The sequence below is a fragment of the Tardiphaga sp. P9-11 genome (assembly GCF_008329525.1).
GTDB lineage: Bacteria > Pseudomonadota > Alphaproteobacteria > Rhizobiales > Xanthobacteraceae > Tardiphaga.
This window is the reverse complement of sequence record NZ_NPKQ01000002.1, coordinates 623,372-643,641: the sequence shown is the minus strand read 5'-3', so window position 1 is coordinate 643,641 and position 20,270 is coordinate 623,372. Positions and strand designations below refer to the sequence as shown.

The 20,270-nt window shown below is 61.4% G+C and carries 23 protein-coding genes; 12 read left to right on the top strand and 11 right to left on the bottom strand.

The window, feature by feature from the left end; all coding sequences use genetic code 11:
* The first annotated feature begins 95 nt into the window (after nucleotides 1–95).
* The 3 genes from CIW50_RS09430 to CIW50_RS09420 are packed head-to-tail and all read left to right on the top strand — an operon-like array spanning nucleotide 96 to nucleotide 2,102.
* Nucleotides 96–857, top strand: coding sequence for a MotA/TolQ/ExbB proton channel family protein (locus CIW50_RS09430; protein WP_246664206.1), 762 nt, complete (start codon nucleotides 96–98; stop codon nucleotides 855–857).
* The gene (locus CIW50_RS09425) at nucleotides 854–1,492 is read left to right on the top strand and encodes a hypothetical protein (protein WP_149530977.1); all 639 of its coding nucleotides are present in this window, start codon (nucleotides 854–856) and stop codon (nucleotides 1,490–1,492) included. Before CIW50_RS09430 ends, CIW50_RS09425 begins: the two co-directional genes overlap by 4 nt.
* Before the next feature lie 4 nt (nucleotides 1,493–1,496).
* The gene (locus CIW50_RS09420; protein ID WP_149530976.1) at nucleotides 1,497–2,102 is read left to right on the top strand and encodes a hypothetical protein; all 606 of its coding nucleotides are present in this window, start codon (nucleotides 1,497–1,499) and stop codon (nucleotides 2,100–2,102) included.
* Between the two features lie 907 nt (nucleotides 2,103–3,009).
* Here CIW50_RS09420 and CIW50_RS09415 read toward each other — a convergent pair.
* A complete protein-coding gene (locus CIW50_RS09415) occupies nucleotides 3,010–3,723 on the bottom strand; it encodes a hypothetical protein (protein ID WP_149530975.1) in 714 nt (237 codons plus the stop codon).
* 231 nt (nucleotides 3,724–3,954) lie between these two features.
* Between CIW50_RS09415 and CIW50_RS09410 the strand changes: the two genes are divergently transcribed.
* Nucleotides 3,955–4,284 carry a DUF6949 family protein gene (locus CIW50_RS09410; RefSeq protein ID WP_092147243.1) on the top strand — a complete coding sequence of 110 codons (330 nt, stop codon included), beginning with the start codon at nucleotides 3,955–3,957 and terminating at the stop codon, nucleotides 4,282–4,284.
* 48 nt (nucleotides 4,285–4,332) lie between these two features.
* Nucleotides 4,333–4,863, top strand: a complete 531-nt coding sequence (locus tag CIW50_RS09405; RefSeq protein ID WP_149530974.1) for a gamma carbonic anhydrase family protein — start codon at nucleotides 4,333–4,335, stop codon at nucleotides 4,861–4,863.
* A gap of 44 nt (nucleotides 4,864–4,907) precedes the next feature.
* Here CIW50_RS09405 and CIW50_RS29860 read toward each other — a convergent pair whose 3' ends face one another.
* Nucleotides 4,908–5,297, bottom strand: a complete 390-nt coding sequence (locus CIW50_RS29860; RefSeq protein ID WP_149530973.1) for a hypothetical protein — start codon at nucleotides 5,295–5,297, stop codon at nucleotides 4,908–4,910.
* A gap of 11 nt (nucleotides 5,298–5,308) precedes the next feature.
* Complete coding sequence (locus CIW50_RS09395) at nucleotides 5,309–5,590, bottom strand: hypothetical protein (RefSeq protein WP_149530972.1); 282 nt, start codon at nucleotides 5,588–5,590, stop codon at nucleotides 5,309–5,311.
* A gap of 108 nt (nucleotides 5,591–5,698) precedes the next feature.
* On the opposite strand from CIW50_RS09395, the gene CIW50_RS09390 reads away from it, so the two are divergent.
* From CIW50_RS09390 to CIW50_RS09380, 3 genes are all read left to right on the top strand, one after another.
* Nucleotides 5,699–6,004, top strand: a complete 306-nt coding sequence (locus CIW50_RS09390; RefSeq protein ID WP_149530971.1) for a hypothetical protein — start codon at nucleotides 5,699–5,701, stop codon at nucleotides 6,002–6,004.
* A 156-nt stretch (nucleotides 6,005–6,160) separates the two neighbouring features.
* On the top strand, nucleotides 6,161–6,529 hold the full coding sequence (locus CIW50_RS09385; RefSeq protein ID WP_149530970.1) for a hypothetical protein: 369 nt from the start codon (nucleotides 6,161–6,163) through the stop codon (nucleotides 6,527–6,529).
* A 119-nt stretch (nucleotides 6,530–6,648) separates the two neighbouring features.
* On the top strand, nucleotides 6,649–6,837 hold the full coding sequence (locus CIW50_RS09380; RefSeq protein ID WP_172980281.1) for a hypothetical protein: 189 nt from the start codon (nucleotides 6,649–6,651) through the stop codon (nucleotides 6,835–6,837).
* Nucleotides 6,838–6,885: 48 nt separating this feature from the next.
* On the opposite strand, the gene CIW50_RS09375 is transcribed toward CIW50_RS09380, so the two are convergent.
* The 4 genes from CIW50_RS09375 to CIW50_RS09360 form a co-directional block, all read right to left on the bottom strand.
* On the bottom strand, nucleotides 6,886–7,698 hold the full coding sequence (locus CIW50_RS09375) for a dienelactone hydrolase family protein (RefSeq protein ID WP_149531580.1): 813 nt from the start codon (nucleotides 7,696–7,698) through the stop codon (nucleotides 6,886–6,888).
* Nucleotides 7,699–7,987: 289 nt separating this feature from the next.
* Nucleotides 7,988–8,611 carry a transglutaminase-like cysteine peptidase gene (locus CIW50_RS09370; RefSeq protein WP_149530968.1) on the bottom strand — a complete coding sequence of 208 codons (624 nt, stop codon included), beginning with the start codon at nucleotides 8,609–8,611 and terminating at the stop codon, nucleotides 7,988–7,990.
* Between the two features lie 330 nt (nucleotides 8,612–8,941).
* Complete coding sequence (locus CIW50_RS09365; RefSeq protein ID WP_149531579.1) at nucleotides 8,942–9,556, bottom strand: PilZ domain-containing protein; 615 nt, start codon at nucleotides 9,554–9,556, stop codon at nucleotides 8,942–8,944.
* Nucleotides 9,557–9,705: 149 nt separating this feature from the next.
* A complete protein-coding gene (locus CIW50_RS09360) occupies nucleotides 9,706–10,263 on the bottom strand; it encodes a PAS domain-containing protein (protein ID WP_149530967.1) in 558 nt (185 codons plus the stop codon).
* A gap of 512 nt (nucleotides 10,264–10,775) precedes the next feature.
* Here CIW50_RS09360 and CIW50_RS09355 point away from each other — a divergent pair.
* Nucleotides 10,776–11,549, top strand: coding sequence for a rhomboid family intramembrane serine protease (locus CIW50_RS09355; protein WP_172980280.1), 774 nt, complete (start codon nucleotides 10,776–10,778; stop codon nucleotides 11,547–11,549).
* Nucleotides 11,550–11,786: 237 nt separating this feature from the next.
* On the top strand, nucleotides 11,787–12,215 hold the full coding sequence (locus CIW50_RS09350; RefSeq protein ID WP_149530965.1) for a CBS domain-containing protein: 429 nt from the start codon (nucleotides 11,787–11,789) through the stop codon (nucleotides 12,213–12,215).
* Between the two features lie 11 nt (nucleotides 12,216–12,226).
* Here the strand turns inward: CIW50_RS09350 and CIW50_RS09345 are convergent, their stop codons facing one another.
* Nucleotides 12,227–13,279, bottom strand: a complete 1,053-nt coding sequence (locus CIW50_RS09345) for a patatin-like phospholipase family protein (RefSeq protein WP_172980279.1) — start codon at nucleotides 13,277–13,279, stop codon at nucleotides 12,227–12,229.
* A gap of 226 nt (nucleotides 13,280–13,505) precedes the next feature.
* On the opposite strand from CIW50_RS09345, the gene CIW50_RS09340 reads away from it, so the two are divergent.
* Complete coding sequence (locus CIW50_RS09340) at nucleotides 13,506–14,576, top strand: RgsD C-terminal domain-containing protein (RefSeq protein ID WP_502707417.1); 1,071 nt, start codon at nucleotides 13,506–13,508, stop codon at nucleotides 14,574–14,576.
* A 239-nt stretch (nucleotides 14,577–14,815) separates the two neighbouring features.
* A complete protein-coding gene (locus CIW50_RS09335) occupies nucleotides 14,816–17,284 on the top strand; it encodes a putative bifunctional diguanylate cyclase/phosphodiesterase (RefSeq protein WP_149530964.1) in 2,469 nt (822 codons plus the stop codon).
* A 7-nt stretch (nucleotides 17,285–17,291) separates the two neighbouring features.
* On the opposite strand, the gene CIW50_RS09330 is transcribed toward CIW50_RS09335, so the two are convergent.
* The 3 genes from CIW50_RS09330 to thrS all read right to left on the bottom strand — a co-directional run bounded on the left by CIW50_RS09330 (nucleotide 17,292) and on the right by thrS (nucleotide 20,223).
* Nucleotides 17,292–17,858 (bottom strand): nitroreductase family protein, encoded by a 567-nt coding sequence (locus tag CIW50_RS09330; protein ID WP_149530963.1) that lies wholly within the window; start codon nucleotides 17,856–17,858, stop codon nucleotides 17,292–17,294.
* 117 nt (nucleotides 17,859–17,975) lie between these two features.
* Complete coding sequence (locus CIW50_RS09325) at nucleotides 17,976–18,185, bottom strand: hypothetical protein (protein ID WP_246664205.1); 210 nt, start codon at nucleotides 18,183–18,185, stop codon at nucleotides 17,976–17,978.
* Between the two features lie 4 nt (nucleotides 18,186–18,189).
* Nucleotides 18,190–20,223, bottom strand: a complete 2,034-nt coding sequence (thrS, locus tag CIW50_RS09320) for a threonine--tRNA ligase (RefSeq protein ID WP_172980278.1) — start codon at nucleotides 20,221–20,223, stop codon at nucleotides 18,190–18,192.
* Nucleotides 20,224–20,270 lie beyond the last annotated feature (47 nt).

Here is a 20,270-nt window from a genome sequence, read left to right as displayed (position 1 = left end):
GGGTGCGATGCCCTTGGAGGCTCAGTCGTATAGGCGGCAGATTGAAGCCAACCGCCGATCGTGATCGGTGAAACAACCAGCAGGAGGGACATGTGGTGAGCCGGCATCATCTCGATCCGGCAGATCGCGCGCCGCTGCTGCACTGGTTGATCTTTACCGGGCTCTGCCTGTTTGCCGCGATTCTGCTCTGGCACTATGGCCTGGTGCGGCAAATGCTTGCCGTCGATCGCACCTATATCTCGTCGGTGATCGTGCTGCTCTATTTCGGTGCGTCGCTGCATTGCCTGTGGCGCTTGATCGCGGTGTCGCGCGAAGCCGATGCGGCGCGGGGTGCAGCGCAGCTGTTCGCGCAGGGCGGCCAACGCGTCGTCGTGGCCGGCGACGGTGTGGCGATCGACGGCGTGGGCATGTTGCCGAAAGGCCTGATGGCGTCGCATATCCGCGATCTCGCCGTGAAGTCCGCGCTGCAAAGCGGGCGGCGGCTCGACCAGACGCTGCTGCTGCGTCGTCTCGCCGGCAATCTGCGCGGCTCCAACGGCTTCGGCGGCTTTGCGGGCGACACGCTGATGAAACTCGGCCTGATCGGCACGATAGTTGGCTTCATCATGATGCTGGCGCCGATCGCCGGCCTCGACACCGGCAATCAGGGCGCCATCAAGGCCTCCATGAACCTGATGAGCGAGGGCATGGCGGTGGCGATGTATACCACGCTGGCAGGGCTGATCGGTTCGATCCTGATCCGCATCCAGTATTACATGCTGGAGGACGCAACCGCCAAACTGTTCGCCTTTGCCGTCGGCGTCATCGACGTCCACGCCGTGTCGCTGCTCGAACGTGAAGCGGAGCCCGCGAGGTGATCGACGAATTCGAATTCGAACCTTCTGCGGTGCCGTTCGATCCGCTTGGCGTCATGCTGTTCAAGGCGCTGCAGGTGATCGCGTTCTTGTTCTTCATCGCGCTGCTGGCGATCAAGACCCATGACGATGAAGGCAAGGTCGATCCCAAGCTGGAGTTTTTGATCACGGTGAGCTGGCCCGACAAGCACCCGGACGACATCGACATGTTCGTGCAGGACCCGATCGGCAATATTGTGTGGTACCGGCGGCGTGAGACCGGCTTCATGGTACTCGACCGCGATGATCGCGGCGGGCTCAACGATTTCATCATGGTCAACGGCCAGAAGGTGCTCTCGCCGATCCGGCAGGAGATCGTCAGCCTGCGTGGCATCGTGGCCGGCGAGTACATCGTCAACATCTACCATTTTGCGGCGCTGACCGGACAGCCAGTGCCAGTGACGGTCAAGGTCGAGAAGCTGAATCCGAAAGTGCAGGTGGTGCACTACGACACCGTCAATGTCGATCATGGCGGCGCCGAGACAACCGCGGTGCGCTTCATCATGGACAAGGCCGGCAATGTTACCGAGGTCAATCACGACCAGACATCGCTCGTGCAGATGCTGAACAAGCGGAACAGGGAGCGCAAGGCTGGATGAAGCGATGAGCCTGCAAACCAGCATTATCGGTCTGTCGCTCGGCTACGTGCTGCTCGGCCTGTTGCTGTTGCTGGCGGTGGTACGGACGCGGCTGCCGTGGCCGGTGAAGGCCGGCGCGGTGGTGGTGACTTCGGCGTTTTACGTGCTGGTGTTCTTCCGCACCCAGGGCCTGCTCGGCTGGTCGGCGGACGATCCGCTGCCGCCGAACTTCCAGTTGTTGTGGGTGCGCAGCGTCGAGCCCAACATCGCCCAGGGCGAGCCCGGTGCCATCCACATGTGGGTCGAGGCCCTCGACGACGACAATCTGCCGAGCGGGGCGCCGCGGGCCTATCGGCGGCCTTATTCCACCGCGCTGGCGCGCAAGGCCGAGCGTGCGCGCACTGAGATCGCCGCGGGTCATCCGCAAGGCGGGCGCGCCGCGCAATTCGGATCCGGCGAGGGCGAGTTGCCACCAGGGGGTCCACAGGGCGCGTTGTTCGCCAGCGGCGAGCCCGGCGGAGATCCGTCCGGCGGTGGTCTGCTGGACCCCGCTTTCATGCGCGGCGACTCCCAGTCCATCACATTCGCCCCGCTGCCCGTGCCCGTCCTGCCGTCCAAAGACGCGCCGTAGCGGCGATGGCCACCGCGAACGTTAGCTCCGCTTGGGGTGGCGGGGCCTGATCCAAGCTCGTCATTCCGGGGCGCCTGATTCACACTCGTCATTCCGGGGCAGGACGGACCGCTAAGCGGGCCGGACTGAACCCGGAATCCCGAAGTGTTTTGCGCTGAACAGGTCGGGATTCCCCGCCACTCCAATTGGAGTGGCTGAGGTGCGTCTGCGCGAAGGCGCGCAGCCGCCCCCAGGCAAACCAATTGGTTTGCCTGGGAATGACAGTTTGGGGCGATATACAGAACCAAACATTTTTTCCTATCTCGCGTTGACAATATCCCCGCCTTGATTATATTCCCCTTCGTCCTGCCCCACCGAGAGGGGCGATCGCGATCGTCACGTTCGCGGGGTGGGATGCGGTGGGCGCCGGAGATGCGGCGTCACGCGGTTTGGGGGTGACGTCTGTCTTCGGGCAGGACGGATCTGCGCCAGCACTGCCACTGGCAAGGAGACGGCCGGCCTTCGGATCGACAAACCTCTGGACAGTGTGACGGACGACTTCACCCGAGGCGTTCGGTTCTTGGCTGCGCTAATCCGACTCATCGCAATGAGTCAGACAATGGTGATCTGAGGATTCATCTGGAAAGACGGGCACCCCGTCAAACACCGCGTGCGGAACGCTGGGCACTTTCTTGCCCTGCGCCTCCGAAAGTCCTGATGCATTCACTATTGCGGAAGACCGCATCGCATCAGGCCCAAGGGTGCAACGGGCACCCGGCGTTCCGCACGCCCTCTCACAGGAGGGCGGGAATGCAAGCGACGACGGCGCCCCCACGCCGCAAACAACAGGGGTGATGACGCATGTCTGATGGGGAGTGGCTGTTTGACAATGACATCCGATGATCGACGCAAATGACGCCGCAAGCGATCAGCGCAGCCCGCTGAGCTGCGTCGTCAGGCGATCCATCGCATTGCCGACATCGCGCCATTGCTCGAGCCAGCTACGTGGGAAGCGGAAGCTGAGATCGGCGCCGCCGATGCGGCGTTCGCTCATGCACATGCCGGGCGTGGCGCCGTCGCGCGTGCAGCGCGCCACCAGCGCCGGCGTCGTGCCGAGAAACAGATCTTCATTGCTGTAAGGCGAGTTGTCGCGGAATGGCTGCGTGGTCAGGCCGTCTTCGCTTGATGTCGCGCGGTCGATATAGCGCGGATAGATCGTACGCATGCGCGCGTCTGGCGAGGTCGCATCGTGATGCGCCGAGATCGAGACGAAGATGCGATCGATGGGCTGGGCGTTCTCATCGAAATTCTCGACGCTGACATGTCTCGGCAGGTTGCTCGCCTCGAGCGAGGGATAGACATAGCTGAGATCGACGCGCTCCTGCGGCCCCGAATGTTTCTGCACCTTGCGGCGGAAGGCATGGGTCGGGACGTTGAACAGCGTGGCGCCGACGCTCACCGGAATGCGGTCAGGATCGCCGGGCTTCTGGCTCTGCCAGGTCGGCCACAACAGATAGGCCACCACCGCGATAGCAGGGGCTGCCAATGCGGCACCGATCAGCATCGGCACGACGTGGTTACGGCGGTGGCGGTGGCGACGCCGCGGCCGCGTCGTCGGGTGGGTCGGAAACAGCAGAGACATGCGCACGCTAAATTGGAACTGGGACACGGTGTAACGGGTGGGCGAATCAACCGCGAATATGCCAGCCGATGGTTAACGGCCTCGCGCGCCCCGCCGCGGGCGGTCGCCCGGAGCCATGCACGGTGCGCAGTTCCCGACCGTGCCGTTAACCCTTTATTAACGTTATGCTGGCGGGGAGCTTCGCATTTTGCGATGCAGGGCGGTGTCTGTATGTGCCGTGAAAGAGCTTCGATGTCCCCCGATGCGTTGAATTCATTCTTCCAGCTATGCATTGGCTTCGCGCTCGCTGGCGCCATTGCAAGCGCCTATCAGGCCTTTGCCAAACGTCCCCCGAGCTTCAGCCTGCTCCAGCAGGGGCCGTCCCCTGAAGCCTTCGCAGCCGTGCCGCTGCTCGTTTTCACGGCGCCCTTCATCATCATGCGCAATACGCTGCGCAACGGCGCGGCCGAGCAGCATCGCATTCAGTTCGTCATGATCGCGACGGTACTGTCGGGTATCTGGAGCCTGATGTCGGGCACCTTCATCGTGATGACCCTGGAAGCGCTGGGCATACTGGCCTAAGCGCAAGAATCCATGGCAGTGTCTCCCGCAAAGGGAGACGACTAAATCATGGCAATCTACGAACTCGACGGGCAGGGACCGGATCTTCCGGCCAGCGGAAATTACTTTATCGCCGACACGGCTGACGTGATCGGCAAAATTCGTTTGCTTGAGCAGGCGAGCGTCTGGTTCGGCGCGGTGCTGCGTGGCGACAATGAATGGATCGAGATCGGCGAAAACTCCAACGTGCAGGACAACTGCACGTGCCATACCGACAAGGGCTTTCCCCTGACGATCGGCAAGAACTGCACCGTCGGCCACAACGTTATCCTGCACGGTTGCACCATCGAGGATGGCGCGCTGATCGGTATGGGCTCGATCGTGATGAACGGTGCAAAGATCGGCAAGAACAGCATCGTCGGCGCCGGCTCGGTGATTACCGAGGGCAAGGAATTTCCGGAGAACTCACTGATCATCGGATCGCCGGCACGCGTCATTCGCACGCTGTCGCCCGAGCAGGTGACTGCCATGGGTAGCGCTGCGCGGTTCTATGCAGCGAACGGTCCGCGCTTCAAGACGGGAATGAAGAAGATCGGCTAACGCCGATCTTCCTTTCGATCACGTTCCTTCGGACTCATTCGCCTCTATCGCGCCGGCGACACGCTCGTGGCCCGCGCTCCACAACGAATGTTCTTCGCTGCCGTCCTGATAGGGATTGGCCTCCGCGGGGATGCCTTCACCAGCGGCGCGTTCGCCTTCCTCAAAGGGATCTTTTTGCGGATCGTTTGGCATGGGGCTTCTTCCTGGCTGGACGTGACGGGGCGCATCGTAGTTTTGCGACTTGATGTGGATGATGGGCCTGCGGCCTTTGCACTCTTGCGCAGGGCATCCTTGAGATCGATGGGAATGCAATGTTTCTTCAAAAGGTCGGCAAAGGCTTCGTCGGCCAGTTCTTGCGTCGTCGCCATGCGGTCGCGGCCGAGCTGGATCAGCTTGTCGAGCGTCTCGTCGTCAAAGTCGATCAGCTTGCGCATGAGGATATCCGCTAACCGCGGCGTTGCTTGTGCCAATGGGATTGTTTGCGCGCGGGATCGAACACCTTTTCCTGATGGCGATGCAGCGCCTGTGCAATGCCGAGCCGGGCGAAACTGACAGGGCCGCCGTAGTCAGCCGCCTCGATCAGGCAATGCATCGCGGTCTGCCATTCCTTGGCATCGTGTTCGGATTGCGGAAGCTGCGTAATGTAAACGCCGGCGTCGCGCAGGGACACCAGTGCGTTGCCGTCAGGTAATTCGATTGGCTCGCGAAACGGCTTGTCCCAGGACACGCAGGCTTCTCCTCGGCAATGTCGGAGATTCAAGCCGCCGGCGCCGAATTCGTTCCCACCGCGGAACCCGTTTCCGCTTGTCTCGTTGAACGCCTAAGGAGATTTCCAATGGCGCATTCCTCGAAACTCATAGCAACCGCAACGGCAACCGTGCTGTTGTCTTCAGTCGCGGCGTTCGCCCAATCCAGCGGTGCGAGCACGGCGGGCGGCGGTGCAACAGGTGGTGCCGCCGGCACCAATAGTGCAGGTAAGGCGAATTCCAGCGGTGGGCGTGGCGCGACCGGAATCACCACGGGCGCGAGCGGTACGGGACAGTCGTCATTCGACGGCAAGCCCGTGACGGGCGATCCGCAGGTCGATGCCCAGGATCGCGCGGTTGATAAAAAGGTGAAAAGCATCTGTAAGGGCTGTTAGCAGAGACGGCTCAGCAGCAGGGGGCAGCAACACGCCGTAACCGACAGTCGCGAACAAGTGACGGCGATTGATCGTCATACCGTGGCGGTTCGCAAACGAAAGAGCTACCTATCCAGAATGGCGACGCTGGAAGTGACCCGTGACGGAGTGTAGTTGATGTTACGCAAATTGGTGTTTGGTCTGATGACCGTTGCCGCAGTCGCGCTGGTCGCCCCGACAGCCGCATCGGCACGCGGTGGCGGCGGACACGGTGGCGGCGGAGGCTTTCACGGTGGTGGTGGCTGGCATGGTGGCGGCGGTGGCTGGCACGGTGGTGGATGGCGCGGTGCTGGTATCGGCTTCGGGCTGGGCCTCGCCGGCGCCGGTCTTTACGGCGGCTACTACGGCTACGGCCCCTATGCGTATTACGGCGGGTACCCCTACGCTTATGGCGGTTATGATGACGAGGGCGGATGTTACATAACGCGTAAACGCGTACGAACACCGGCTGGATATCGAGTGCGTCGTGTCGAGGTTTGCGACTGATCGGCAGCTTTGGGCCGCACCATCCGAATACCTCATCGGCTCCAGCATGGCTGTGCTGGAACCAGTTCATGGCTGGCTCGGTTGTCTGGTACGCGTTTTGCTAAATCAGAACGATGACCATGACACTCGATATCTCCCATCTTACCCTTCTGTTCGTCGCCACCGTTTTTGCGCTGGCGACGGCTTTCGTCTGGATGTTTTGTGAGTTCGAGCGCCGGTTCGGGAAGCGGTTGACGGCGATTGCACTCGTGCGCTTTGGCTATCGGCCCGACGGCACCATCGACCGAAACGCAAACCGCCACGACTAGCGCGGCGACTCCGTCGTCATGTGATGTCTCTCAGAGGGAGCTCTGAGATCAGCCCAGTACTTTGTACTTCGTGAGCCAGGCCTGCATCTGCTTCCACGCGTCGTCGGCCGCTTCCTGCCGATAGCTCGGGCGATAGTCGGCATGGAAGCCGTGCGGCGCGCCGGGATAAATCTTGAATTCGGCGGTCTTGCCAGCAGCCGTCAGCGCCGCCTTCATCGCTTCGACCTGCGCCACGGCGATACCCGTATCCGCTTCGCCATAGAGGCCGAGCACTGGTGCCTTTATGTCGGGCGCGAGCTGCGTCGGGCTCTTCGGCCAGACCGGGTTTGGCGCATCGACCAGCGGGCCGTAAAAGGCGACCGCCGCCTTGAGCGTCGAACTATGTGCAGCATATTCCCAGACGTTGCGGCCGCCGCGGCAGAAGCCGATCATGCCGAGCCTGTCGGTATTGCCACCCTGCGCCTTGGCGAAGGCGACCGTCGCATCGAGATCGGTCATCAGCTCGGCATCCGGCTTGGAATTCACCAGCGGCAGCAACTGCGACATCTCGGTGATCTTGGTGAGATCGGTGCCCTTACGGAAATAGTAGTCCGGTGCGATCGCGAAAGCGCCGAGCTTGGCGAGGCGCCGGGTGACGTCCTTGATGTATTCGTGCAGGCCGAAGATCTCCATCGCCACGATCACGACGGGTGGATTTGCGATGCCCTTGGGCCGGGCGAAGTAGCCGGGCATCTCGCCATCGGCGACCTTGATCTTCACATCGCCGGTATCGAGCCCGGTCGTGTCGGTCTTGATGACTTCGGCGCGTACGGGACCGGCGGCCAGCGTGTAGCCCGCAGCGACGGCGGCCGACGCGGTCATGAAGCCGCGACGTGACAATGGTGCGACTTTGGTGAGGCCGATCACATCGGCGTCAAGCATGGGGGCGTCGAGGATAGGCTCGGCAGTCATGGACTCTCTCCGGTGAAAAGTGACCGCATTGAGCAGAGAAATTCGGCGAGGGGCAAATCACCGAAGCGCGAGAAGTGGCGCGAGCAACACCCCCACAAAAAGTTGCGGCCAGCCTTGGGGGAGGCTGGCCGCGCGCGATCCGGTCTGGGACGGGGAGGGGTGGGGATGTGACCGGGTCGCGTGTCTCCAATTCGTTTGCTTAGCGATCCCGCGCGCTGGCCGTAGCCACTGCAGGACGGTTGTCGCCGAGCGAGACCCACACATTCGGATCGCTCTGTGACTGACGTTTGACGAAGCGGTAGCCTGTCTCGGTCCAGGCGAGGACGTTCTCATTCTGGTTGTCGAGAACGTATTCGCCCTTGTCGGTCTTCACCGTAAGCACGGCGTGGCCTTCGCCTTTTTTGTCGCGTACCACGGTGATCAGCAGTGCCTCGCGTGGCCAGCCTGCTTCAATCAACATCTTGCGCTTCAGGAGCACATAGTCCTCGCAGTCACCGTAGCCATCTGATGGCAGCGACCACTTTTCGATGACGCCCCAATGATCCATATCGGTCATCGGCTTGATGGTCTCATTGACCCAGCGATTGACCCGCACCAGATCCTTCCACGCAGTCTGCGTGATGACGATGTCGCGTGGTTGCGTCGCACCGCCCCGGCAGTCGGTCGGACTATCTGAACAGAACTCGACCCAGCCGATCGGTGCGCGCGTGTTGTCGCCCAGGCTTGCGTAGAGCTTTTCGTTGCCGGCACGTGCCGACGATGTGACTCCAAGAAGGACTGCCAAGACTGCCAGTCCGAAGTATCGCCCCTTGCTACCAAACATTGTGGCCCCCGTTTCTTGTTGGGACCATGTTTCACACAAAGGATTTTCGTCGCCGCTAAATCGCCCAAGTACAATTGAAGCGATTACAAGTAAAAGACGCTGCGAATTCGAACTATACTTGAATCGAATGCGATTCAAATTTTAGCTAATTACATTTGATTCAAATTTTACGCGTTAATGGCTTGAATGCTGCAATTCAGGAACTTGCGCAGGCAAAGCCGCGTGAAATTAACCGCTCGCGACCGCGTGCAAATGACGCGCAACGGTATCCACTGGCGCGGATGGCGCCTTCAGGGCTTTGAAAAATCGGGATTGGGGGCGTTCCGCCGTTTACCGGGCGTTGACGCTGTCTTCGAGCGTCTCTGCCAACTGCTCGTGGAAGAACTCCAGGGCGAAGCCTTCTTCGAGATGGCGGACCACGCGGGACTGGATCCGGCCGAGCATGACGATCGAGTTCAGCGGTGGGCGCTTCTCTGCCGCGATGGCGGCGCCGGACAGCGACAGGTCGATAATCCGCCCGTTCATCTGGACGCCATCCTCAAGGGTAAGGAGCACCATCGGATTGCGCGGCACGATACGGTCGTGGCGGCGGTCTTCCGGCAGATTGAGAATGTCACGGTTGGCCAGCCAGGTCAGCTGGGCGGCCAGCTTGTCCCGCTTGCGCGGTGTCGCACCCACGGTCATGGCAAAACCGTTGTCGATGATCCGGGTGATCTTACCTTCGACGCGGCCGATATGATCGAGATAGGCGATGACGCGGTCGCCCACATTGCCGATGCCGGGACCGAGCAGGGCGAGGCCGCCGGGCGACATGTTGATGATCTGACACGGAAATTCGCGGCGATCCGGCAGCATATAGCGGCCAAGCAGGTGCACCTTCACCCGCTGAAAGCGACGGCGTTCTTCTGCAGACGGAAGAATCGATTTTGTTTGCGCGAACGCCATCAGTGCCGTGCCGGTCATACGGGTCGAATGTGGACCGACCCTACGGTCCGCAGGGTTAATGCCGCGTTAGCAAATACCGATGTGGCGCAACCAGGTGGCGTGCATGTGCTGTGCGACACCTGCAGTGGGCGAGGCGCATGGAAGGCTGTTTAGCGCAGCCCTTCATAGACCATTAGGCCGCGGGCAGCCTGCAGCTTGCGCAGGGCGCGCGGCGCAAAGCGCTGCGGCTGGTGAGCGACATAGCGGAAGGATGTGAGCTGGAATGCACCGAGCCGGCCGCGGACCTCATACATGGGCGCCAGCAGGCCGGTCAGGCTGATGGGGGAATGCGCGCGCGCCGCGAATGGCAGCAACAGCAGCTCCAGATGCGCCTTCTGGCCGAATTCGGTCATTGCGGTCACGCCTGCAACGGCGACGAGCTGTTCCTCGGACACGACGGTGATCATGTCCCGGATCTCGTCGCGGCATTCTGGCGCGAATAGCAACGGGAATGGCTGGTTCTTCAGGTCGCGACCGAGCAGGGCACAAACTCTTGTGCCCGCCACGCGGAACGGGAATTCGACGGGCTGGTCATAGGACAGCACGAAGATGTCACCGAGCAACTCGCGCACGGGACCGGGTTCGAGCTCGCTCCGATCGGGAGCGCGCGCGAAACCGCGCTTGTCGTCCCAATAGGCGAAGAACGCGCGACTGGATGGATGTTTCATTCGCCTGATCCTGACCCGGCTTGCGGTGGATTGAGGACATTTCTGTCCCGAATCCATCCACCGCTCGCCGCTACATGTTGTGCAGATCAGTCATTGCAGCGTCCATGCCGAAGGCGCGTTTTCCACCGCGTTCGGGCGGGTATCCCGAATTAACGTTAAATTAAGCATATTCTTGCGGTCGGCCGGATCATAGGTAGGATCGTCTCACTCCAGAGCGGAGCGGACTGTCTCCAGCAGTTCGTGATGCGCTTCGATAAACAGGTGGCTGAAAACAGAATTGGTCGTCATGCGGGGAGGGGTGGGGATGTCGGCTTGTCCGGCAACCGGGACATCCATCCGCGGGAAAAGATCAAGACGGACCCGGGGAGAGCCTTTCTCAGAGGCTCTCCCTTTTCTTTTCAAGCGGGTTTGCTGCCTTGCGGCAATCCCGAGCTTGCGCGGTACCGGCAAAGCCGACTATCTGGAGCATCGCTCGCCAGAGCCGCTGACAGGCCGTTATCCCCTTGGACACCTTGGATTCCCCCGCTCCCCCGCGCGAACCGATCCTGACCCTGCCGGGCGCACTGACCGCCTATGTCGGGCTTCTGGCGATCATTCACATCATTCGGATGTTGCTGCCGCTGGATCTGGAATACTGGACCATCGAGGTCTTCGGTTTCATTCCCAAGCGCTACGACCAGACGCTGCTGTCGATGCCGTTCCCCGGGGGCAACGGTGCCAAAGTCTGGAGTTTCGTTACTTACTCCCTGTTACACGCCAATCTCAGCCATATCGGCTTCAACGTGTTGTGGCTGCTCCCGTTCGGCAGCGCGCTGGCGCGGCGCTTCGGCGCGGTCCGCTTCTTCATCTTCATGGCGGTCACGGCTGTGGCTGGTGCCGCCGCGCATCTGGTCACCCATGAACACGCGCTCGGCCCGATGATCGGTGCCTCGGCTTCGGTTTCCGGCGCGATGGCCGCGGCGATCCGTTTTGCCTTCGTGCGCGGCAGTTTCCTGTCGTTCAACCGCGGCGACGCCGACGAAGCTGCTCGGGTTCCCGCTCTACCGCTGCTGCGCGCGCTGCGCGATCCGCGCGTCATTGGGTTTTTGGCGGTCTGGTTTGGCGTCAACATCATCTTTGGCGTTGGTTCGATTGCGATCGGCGCGGAAGGGGCGAGCGTTGCATGGCAGGCGCATATCGGCGGCTTCTTCGCCGGGCTGCTGCTGTTCTCGCTGTTCGATCCCATTCCGCGGTTGCAGCGTACGGGTTCGCAGACATCGTCTCCGGACATGTCCGATCTGCATTGAGGGCGTATCGGCTTCTTGCGAGGCCGGTCCATTTCATTCATCATCATTTATTCGACAGGTGACTCACGTCGGCAGGTTCGGCCCTTGTGGTCGATCCCGTTGCCGGTGTGGCGGTGTATCAGTTCGATCACCACATCTGAACGACTGTTGAAATGCGCTGTTACACTGCATCTGTCTGACGACCCAAGAATGAAAGACCGCGCCCGACAAAGGGCGGGGTCGACGTAGGAGGCGACAATGACGGTACGTGCAATTCTCGATTCCAAAGGCCACCAGATCATCAGCGTTTCGCCGAACGACAAGGTCTCGTCGGCGGTGCAGCTGCTGTCCCAGCGAAAAATAGGCGCCGTGCTGGTGATGAGCCACCACCACATCGATGGTATCCTGTCCGAGCGTGATATCGTGCGCGTGATCGGAGAGCGCGGCGCCGGGGCGCTGGATGAAGACGTAAGCGCTGTGATGACGCGCAAGGTCATTGGCTGCAAACCGTCCGATACGGTCGGCGCCATCATGGAAAAGATGACGACCGGAAAATTCAGGCATCTACCCGTTATCGAGGACGAAAAGATCGTTGGCCTGATCTCGATCGGTGACGTCGTCAAATTTCGTGTGCGCGAATTCGAACGCGAACAGGAAGCGTTGCGCGAATATATTGCGACAGCCTGAGCCTGCCGCGCTCAGCTCTGCGGAGTGGTCGGCTTTTGCGCAACGACGGGCGCAGGCGAGTTTGCCACTTCGGGGGCGAGGATTTCGATCGCCTCTTGAATGGACTCGACAGCGCGTTCTGCAGCGCGTGCGCCGAGCGTGATCATTTCTTCGGCGCGGTGGAAATCGAACCAGCCGATGCGACCAACGCGTGGTGCGATCAGGAGATCCGGTGGATCGCCGGCAAGGCGCGCACGGGTAATCCGATCCTGCATGATGTTGAAGGCGTCGACCATCACGGTTGAGATGCCCGGTCGTCCGCCGCCGCCGAAGAATTCGCGCTTCATGGTGCGCTCGGCCGAGAAGAACTTGCTGAAACCGCGCTTCGGCTCTTCGACTTCGATGATGGGCTCGGCTACTTCCGGTCCCGTGCCATGGTCGAAAATCGTGGTCGAATGGCCAAACACGTCATTGCTGAGGTTGGCTGCGATGACGATCTCGGCGCCGAGAGCACGCGCCGCCGATACCGGCACCGGATTGACCAGCGCGCCATCGACCAGCCAGCGATCGCCGACCAGAACCGGTGAGAAGATGCCGGGCAGCGCATAGGATGCGCGCATCGCATCGACCAGGCGACCATGAGTCAGCCAGATTTCATGGCCGGTGCGAACCTCGGTAGCGACGCTGGCGAATTTCAGGGGCAAGTCTTCGATCAGCGTATGGCCCAGCGACGCTTCGAGCTGCGCGGCCAGCTTGTTGCCGCCAATCAGGCCGGAACCGTTCAGACGGATGTCGAGATAGCTGAGAATATTACGGGGCTGCAGACCGCGGGCCCATTCCTCGAGCGTATCGAGGTGGCCGGCGGCGTAGGATCCGCCAACCACGGCACCGATCGACGTGCCCACCACGACATTCGGGACGATGCCATGGGCAAGCAACGTGCGAAGGATGCCGATATGGGCGAAACCGCGCGCCGCACCTCCGCCGAGCGCCAGACCGATGATCGGACGTCGAACGCTTCCCAAACCAGGCTTGTCGCGACCGTTCGCGCCATTCTGGCCGCGCCCCATCAAAATCTCCAGCACACAAAACTCCTCGACGCTGCCGATATTAAATCCAGCAGCGCCATCATTCCAGACGGTAGCTAATTCATGATTTATGTCGCGTTTGCGAGGTTTAGGCACCAAATGTGACTGCAGAGCGACCCGTTCTCGCACGGTGCACCGGTTCCAGGGGGCCTCACGCGATTGTGGGTCTGGCGGCAAGACAGCCGCGTCAAGGCTTGAATTTGTCACGTTTTCGGTGAAAAGCATGACGATGATTGCATGGGGCCATGATTTGCGAACATCCGGCCGGAGTGGACGGCTGGCTATGGTGCTGGCCCTCGCTCTGCTGCAGGCTGTCGCCTTGCCCCGGACCGCATCCGCGCAGTTTTTTTCGGACCGTCCGGCACCGATTCCGCCGGGCTCGATCCCGGATGTTCCGTCGGGTCCGGCCATCAGCCTCGCGCCGTCGTCCGGTCCTGCTTCCACCCCGCTGTTGCCAGCGCCGCTGACGCAGCCGCCGGTTGCCAATGTCGCCCCGCCTGTGCCTTCGCCGGTTCAGGCTGCTCCGACGGGGCCGGCACAGGGCGTGCTGGCGCTGACGGCGCGCTATGGCAAGGATATGCCAGTCATCAATAGCGGGCTGGTCTGGCGGGTCTATTCCGACCGGCCGGACGAGACCGGTGCCTTCAGGCTGATCCGCGAGGATCGCGGCGCCACGCCCAACATCGTGCTGCCGCCGGGCAGCTATGTGGTGCACGTGGCGCTCGGCCTCGTAAGTGCGGTGCGGCCGGTGACCATCAAGTCCGATACCGATCGCGAGGCGTTCGTGTTGCCCGCCGGCGGATTGCGGATCGAGGGCCGCGTCGGCACCACGAAGATTCCGCAGAACCAGATCTCGTTCTCGATCTACAAGGGCAGCCAGTTTGAAGGTGGCGAGCGTACGCCGCTGCTGCCGAGTGTTCCTGCCGGCGACGTCGTGCTGCTGCAGGAAGGCACCTACTACATCATCTCGAATTACGGTGACGCCAATTCGGTGGTGCGCTCCGACATCCGCGTGCAGGCGAGCAAGCTCACCGACGTGACGATCACACATCGTGCCGCGGTCATCACCATGAAGCTGGTGAGCGACAAGGGCGGCGAGGCTCTGGCCAACACCGCATGGTCGGTGATCACGCCGGCGGGTGACGTCATCAAGGAATCAATCGGCGCATTTCCGCGCGTCACTTTGGCGGAAGGCGAATATCGCGCTATCGCCAAGAATGAAGGCAAGGTGTTCGAGCGCCCGTTCAACGTCGTGAACGGCGTCGATGGCGAGATCGAAGTCGTCGCGCGCTAACTGCTGCTCGCAAGCTACTCAACAATCTTCCAGATCAGCTATCTCGTTGCAGACAACACGCTACAAACGCGAATGAATTGTCATGCGCGTGTCATGGTCCTGAATCGCCAACTAACCATCGTGCCAGTTTGTCGCGCTACAACACGTCGTTGCTGCGCGCGGCGGCGGAACGTTTACATGGCGTTAATCCCCGTAGCCCGAATAGCAAGCATCGCTACAAGTGTTCCGAAGGGGATGTCGTGACCGCGGCCAGACAGTTATCCGGAAGCCCGGACGTCAAGTTGTTCGACGACATTCCCGCCTTGCAACGCAAATGGCGGGCGGCCGTTCGTCCCGGACAGATTTTGCCCGGCTATGAAGAAGTGATGCTCGGCAGTCTGGGGCGTATGGCTGATCACATCGTCCTGCTCAAGGTCGAGGGCGAGACGCTCGAAGTGTCACGCAGCGGCCGTTATGTGCAGCAGTGGCTGGGCGACGATCGCTGGGACATTCCGCTCGACGTGCTGGCGCCTGATTGCGTGCGTGCGCTAACGGAAGCCGCGAACTGCGCCTTGCAGGCCAACCGGCCGCATCTGATGGTGGCGCATTGCGTGCGTGACGGTCTGGTCCACACCTATGACATTTTGGCGCTGCCGACAGCGTCACGCTGGGGTGGCCGGTTGGTCGGCGTCTATGTCAATGAGCAGGGCACACGTTACAATCTGGTCGATGCGATCTTCTCGTCGACTGATGAAGGCATCGTGTCGCTTGCGGCGATCCGGGATTCCGCGAGCCAGGCCTTCGACTTCCAGATCGTGCATCACAATCAGGGCGCATCGCGCTTACTGAAAGTATCACCCACCGACCTTCAATGGCGTAAGCTGAGCGCAGGCGGTCACGCATTGTCGCTGCCGAGCGTGACGCAATGGCTGCTGTCCATGATCGCCAACGGCCAGAGCGGCCAGCTCGAAATTGATAGTGACGACCGCAATCTGCGGCTCAGCGCGACGGCCTTCGGCGATCTCGTGTCGCTCACGGTCTCCGACGTTACCGACATCAAGCGGCGCGAAGCCTCCTTCCGGCTGCTGTTCGACAGCAATCCGATGCCGATGTGGGTGTTCGATGCGGAGACGATGGACTTCCTCAGCGTCAATGACGCGGCGGTCGCGCATTACGGATATGATCGCACCACCTTTTTGCGGATGCAATTGAACGAAATCTGGCCGCGCGATGAATGGGAGATTCACACGCGCGCGTTGATGCAGCTTGGAGATATCTATCAATCGGATCGGAACTGGCGCCACCTGAAGGCCGACGGAAGCGAGATCGAGGTGCTGACCTATGGTCGCCGCGTGATGTTCGAAGGCCGCGACGGCTTCCTCGTGGCTGTCGTCGACATCACCGAGCGTCGCAAGGCCGAGGCGCGCGTGGCGCATATGGCTCATCACGATGCGCTGACGGATCTACCGAACCGTGTCTTCTATCAGGAGCGTCTGGCCCAGGCGCTCGATCACGACGACCCGAACAAGCATGTTGCGGTGCTGTGCATCGATCTCGACCTGTTCAAGAATGTGAATGATTCATTCGGTCATCCGATGGGTGACCGGTTGCTGAAGATGGTCGCGGCGCGTATGCGCGCCGAGGTCCGCGGCAACAATCTCGCAGCTCGACTCGGCGGCGACGAGTTTGCTGTGGTGCTGGCTGCCGATATCACGCCCAATGAAGCTAATGATTTTGCCGCGCGGCTTATTGAGATTGTCAGCGCACCCTATGACATGAACGGTGTCGAGGTCGTGATCGGCGCCAGCATCGGTATTGCCATGTCGCCGGGCGATGGTGATACCAGCGAAGAGCTGATGCGCAATGCCGATATGGCATTGTACCGTGCGAAGTCGGAAGGCGGTGGCGTGCATCGCTTTTTCGAGCGCGAGATGGATCGTCAGGCGCAGAAGCGCCGCGACATGGAGCTCGACCTGCGCAGCGCTTTCGCTGATGGCGATTTTGAATTACACTACCAGCCGTTGGTGGATCTGGCCGCCGACCGCATCACCGGTTTCGAAGCGCTGCTGCGCTGGAAACATCCCGACAAGGGCATGATCTCGCCGGCGGATTTCATCCCGGTTGCTGAGGACATCGGCCTCATCGTCACGTTGGGCGAGTGGGTGCTACGGAAGGCCTGCGCGGAAGCCGCCAAGTGGCCGGATGACATCAAGGTGGCGGTCAATCTCTCGCCGGTGCAGTTCCGCAGCCGCAATCTGGTGCAGGTCGTGGTGGCCGCGCTGGCCTATTCCGGTCTGTCGCCACATCGCCTCGAGCTGGAAATCACCGAGTCTGTATTTCTCGCCGAAACCGAAGCCAATCTGGCTATCCTGCATCAGCTCCGCGCGCTGGGCGTTCGCATCTCGATGGATGATTTCGGCACCGGCTATTCCAGCCTGAGCTATCTCAGGAGTTTTCCGTTCGACAAGATCAAGATCGACCGATCATTCGTGAAAGATCTGATTGAGCGCCCTGACTGTGTCGCCATCGTGCGCGCGATCTCAGGGCTCGGTCGCAGCATGAACATCATCACAACGGCCGAGGGCGTCGAGACGATCGATCAGCTCGACTGGCTGCGCGCGGAAGGTTGCAACGAGGTGCAGGGCTTTCTGTTCAGCCCCGCGAAACCAGCGTCGGAAATCGAAAATCTGTTGCGCCGGTTTGGTAACCGGGCGTCGCAGGCTGCCTAGCTAAAACCTAGAACCGCGTCACGAGCTCATTGAGCTCGGGGCGTGGTCGGTCCTCGATCACCTTGTCGGGCTTTCCGCCAATATGGATGAAGCCTGCCAGTTTTTCATTGACGGCGAGGCCGAGGCCTTCGAGCACGTCGCGATCATAGGCCATCCAGCCGGTCAGCCAGTTGGCGCCATAGCCCATGGCTGTGGCGGCCGACACGATATTCATGCAGCTCGCACCTGCAGACATTTCCTGCTCCCATGGCGGGATCTTCGGGTGCGGCTTGATCACGCTGACGACGGCGATCACCAGCGGCGCTTCCGTCAGCTTGTGTTTCTGCGCCTCGATATCCCCGACCGGTGCATCCGGATTCTTGCGTGCGAACACGGTGGCGATGACGTTACCGGCGCGTTTGCGGGCGTCGCCCTCGAAAATGATGAAGCGCCACGGCGCCAGCTTGCCGTGGTCCGGCACGCGCGCGCCGATGGTCAGGATGGTCTCGAGCTCGGCGGAGGAGGGACCGGGGCCCGACATCTCGCGCGGCTTGACGGAGCGGCGGATCTTCAGGAAATCGATGGTGTCGGGCACGGGCATGTCTCGCAACTGAGGGGTTGAAAGACCGCTTAGCACGCGAAAAGGCCCGCCACGAGGCGGGCCTTGCTGATTTAGACGGATTGTGACCGCGATCCCGTGATCGAGCCCCGCTTAACTGGTTTTGCGCTCCGGCATCTTGGAGGCGCGATCGAGAAGATCCTTGCCGAGATCCTCCAGTACGGCGCGCGAGGCCAGATAGAGGCTGTGGCCACGCTCCGTCTCGAAGGCAATCGCAACCACGTCCGGCCGATTTGGATCGGCAATCACCTGGTAGGATCGGAGCGGGTAAGCTTCGATCTCCATCTCGTCATCGTCGCTCATTGGCTCAGGCCTCCAACTTCGCGCGCTTCACGTCCGGTGGCGTTGCCTCATCGACCAGCGCGGCGAGCGCCTCTTCGAGCGAGCTCACCTTCTGGCCATCGCTGCCGAGACGGCGCACTGAGACTTGGCCGGTTTCGGCTTCCTTCTTGCCGACCACGAGTAGCGCCGGGATCTTGGCCAGCGAGTGTTCGCGGACCTTGTAGTTGATCTTCTCGTTGCGCAGGTCGATCTCGACGCGAAGACCGGCACGGCGTGCGGCGGCGGCAACCACCTTGGCGTATTCATCGCCTTCCGAGGTGATCGTGGTGACCACGACCTGCACCGGCGACAGCCAGAGCGGGAAGTTACCGGCGAAGTGTTCGATCAAAATGCCGATGAAGCGCTCCATAGAACCGCAGATCGCGCGATGCACCATGACCGGCGCCTTCTTTGAACCGTCGGCGTCGATATAGAACGCACCGAAGCGTTCCGGCAGGTTGAAGTCGACCTGCGTGGTGCCGCACTGCCAGTCGCGGCCGATGGCGTCGCGCAGCACATATTCGAACTTCGGTCCGTAGAACGCGCCTTCGCCCGGGCTGATCTCAGTCTTGATGCGACCGCCGGACTGGCTCTCGATCACCGACAGCACGGTGGCCATCACACGCTCGGCGTGATCCCACATCTCGTCGGTTCCGACGCGCTTCTCCGGTCGGGTCGACAGTTTGACCACGATGTCGCCGAAGCCGAAGTCCGAATAGGTCGACAGGATCAGGTCGTTGATCTTGAGACATTCCTCGGCGAGTTGCGCCTCGGTGCAGAACACATGGGCGTCGTCCTGGGTGAAGCCGCGCACGCGCATCAGGCCGTGCATGGCGCCTGACGGTTCGTAGCGATGCACCACGCCAAATTCGGCGAGGCGCAACGGCAGGTCGCGGTAGCTCTTCAGACCATGCTTGAAGATCTGCACATGGCCGGGGCAGTTCATCGGCTTGAGCGCAAACCAGCGCTTGTCCTCGGCTTCGTCACCGGCGGACTGCGCCGCAAACATGTTCTCGCGGTACCACTCCCAGTGACCTGAGGTCTCCCACAGCACCTTGTCGAGGATCTGCGGGGCGTTGACCTCAGCGTAGTCTCCATTCAGACGACGACGCATATATGCGATCAGCGCCTGGAAGATGGTCCAGCCCTTGGGGTGCCAGAACACGACACCCGGGCCTTCTTCCTGGAAGTGGAAGAGGTCGAGTTCGCGGCCCAATTTACGGTGGTCGCGCTTCTCGGCTTCCTCGATCTGCTTGAGGTAAGCATCGAGGTCTTCCTGCTTGGCGAAGGCGGTGCCGTAGATGCGCGTCAGCATCGGATTGTTGCTGTCGCCGCGCCAATAGGCGCCGGCCACCTTCATCAGTTTGAAGGCGTTGCCGACCTTGCCGACCGAGGTCATATGCGGGCCACGGCACAGATCGAACCAGTCGCCCTGGTAGTAGATCTTGATCGGCTCGCTGCCGGGGATGGCGTCGACCAGTTCGACCTTGAAGGCCTCGCCCTTATCGCGGAACACCTGCTTGGTCTTTTCGCGATCCCAGACGTCCTTGGTGAACGGTTTGTCGCGCGCGATGATCTCGCGCATCTTCTTCTCGATCGCGCCGAAGTCTTCGGGCGTGAACGGCTCCTCGCGGAAGAAATCGTAATAGAAGCCGTTCTCTATGACAGGACCGATCGTCACCTGCGTCGTTGGCCACAGGGTCTGCACTGCTTCGGCCAGCACATGCGCGGCATCGTGCCGGATCAGCTCCAGCGCGCGCGGGTCATCGCGGTTGATGAAATCGATCCTGGCATCGGCCTCGATCGGATCGTTCAGGTCGGTGACGGTGCCGTCCAGCCCCATGGCGACGGTGCGCTTGGCCAACGACGGTGAGATGCCCTTGGCAATCTCAAAGCCGGTCGTGCCCTTCGCGAATTCGCGCTTGGCACCGTCCGGGAAAGTCACGGTGATGTTGTTGGTCTCGGCGGGGGTGAGGTTGGCGAGGCCGAACTTGAATCCCGAGCCTTCATTCTCTGTCATATCTTCTCTCCTATGGCTCACTCCTGCACACGGGCGCAGGTAAGCGG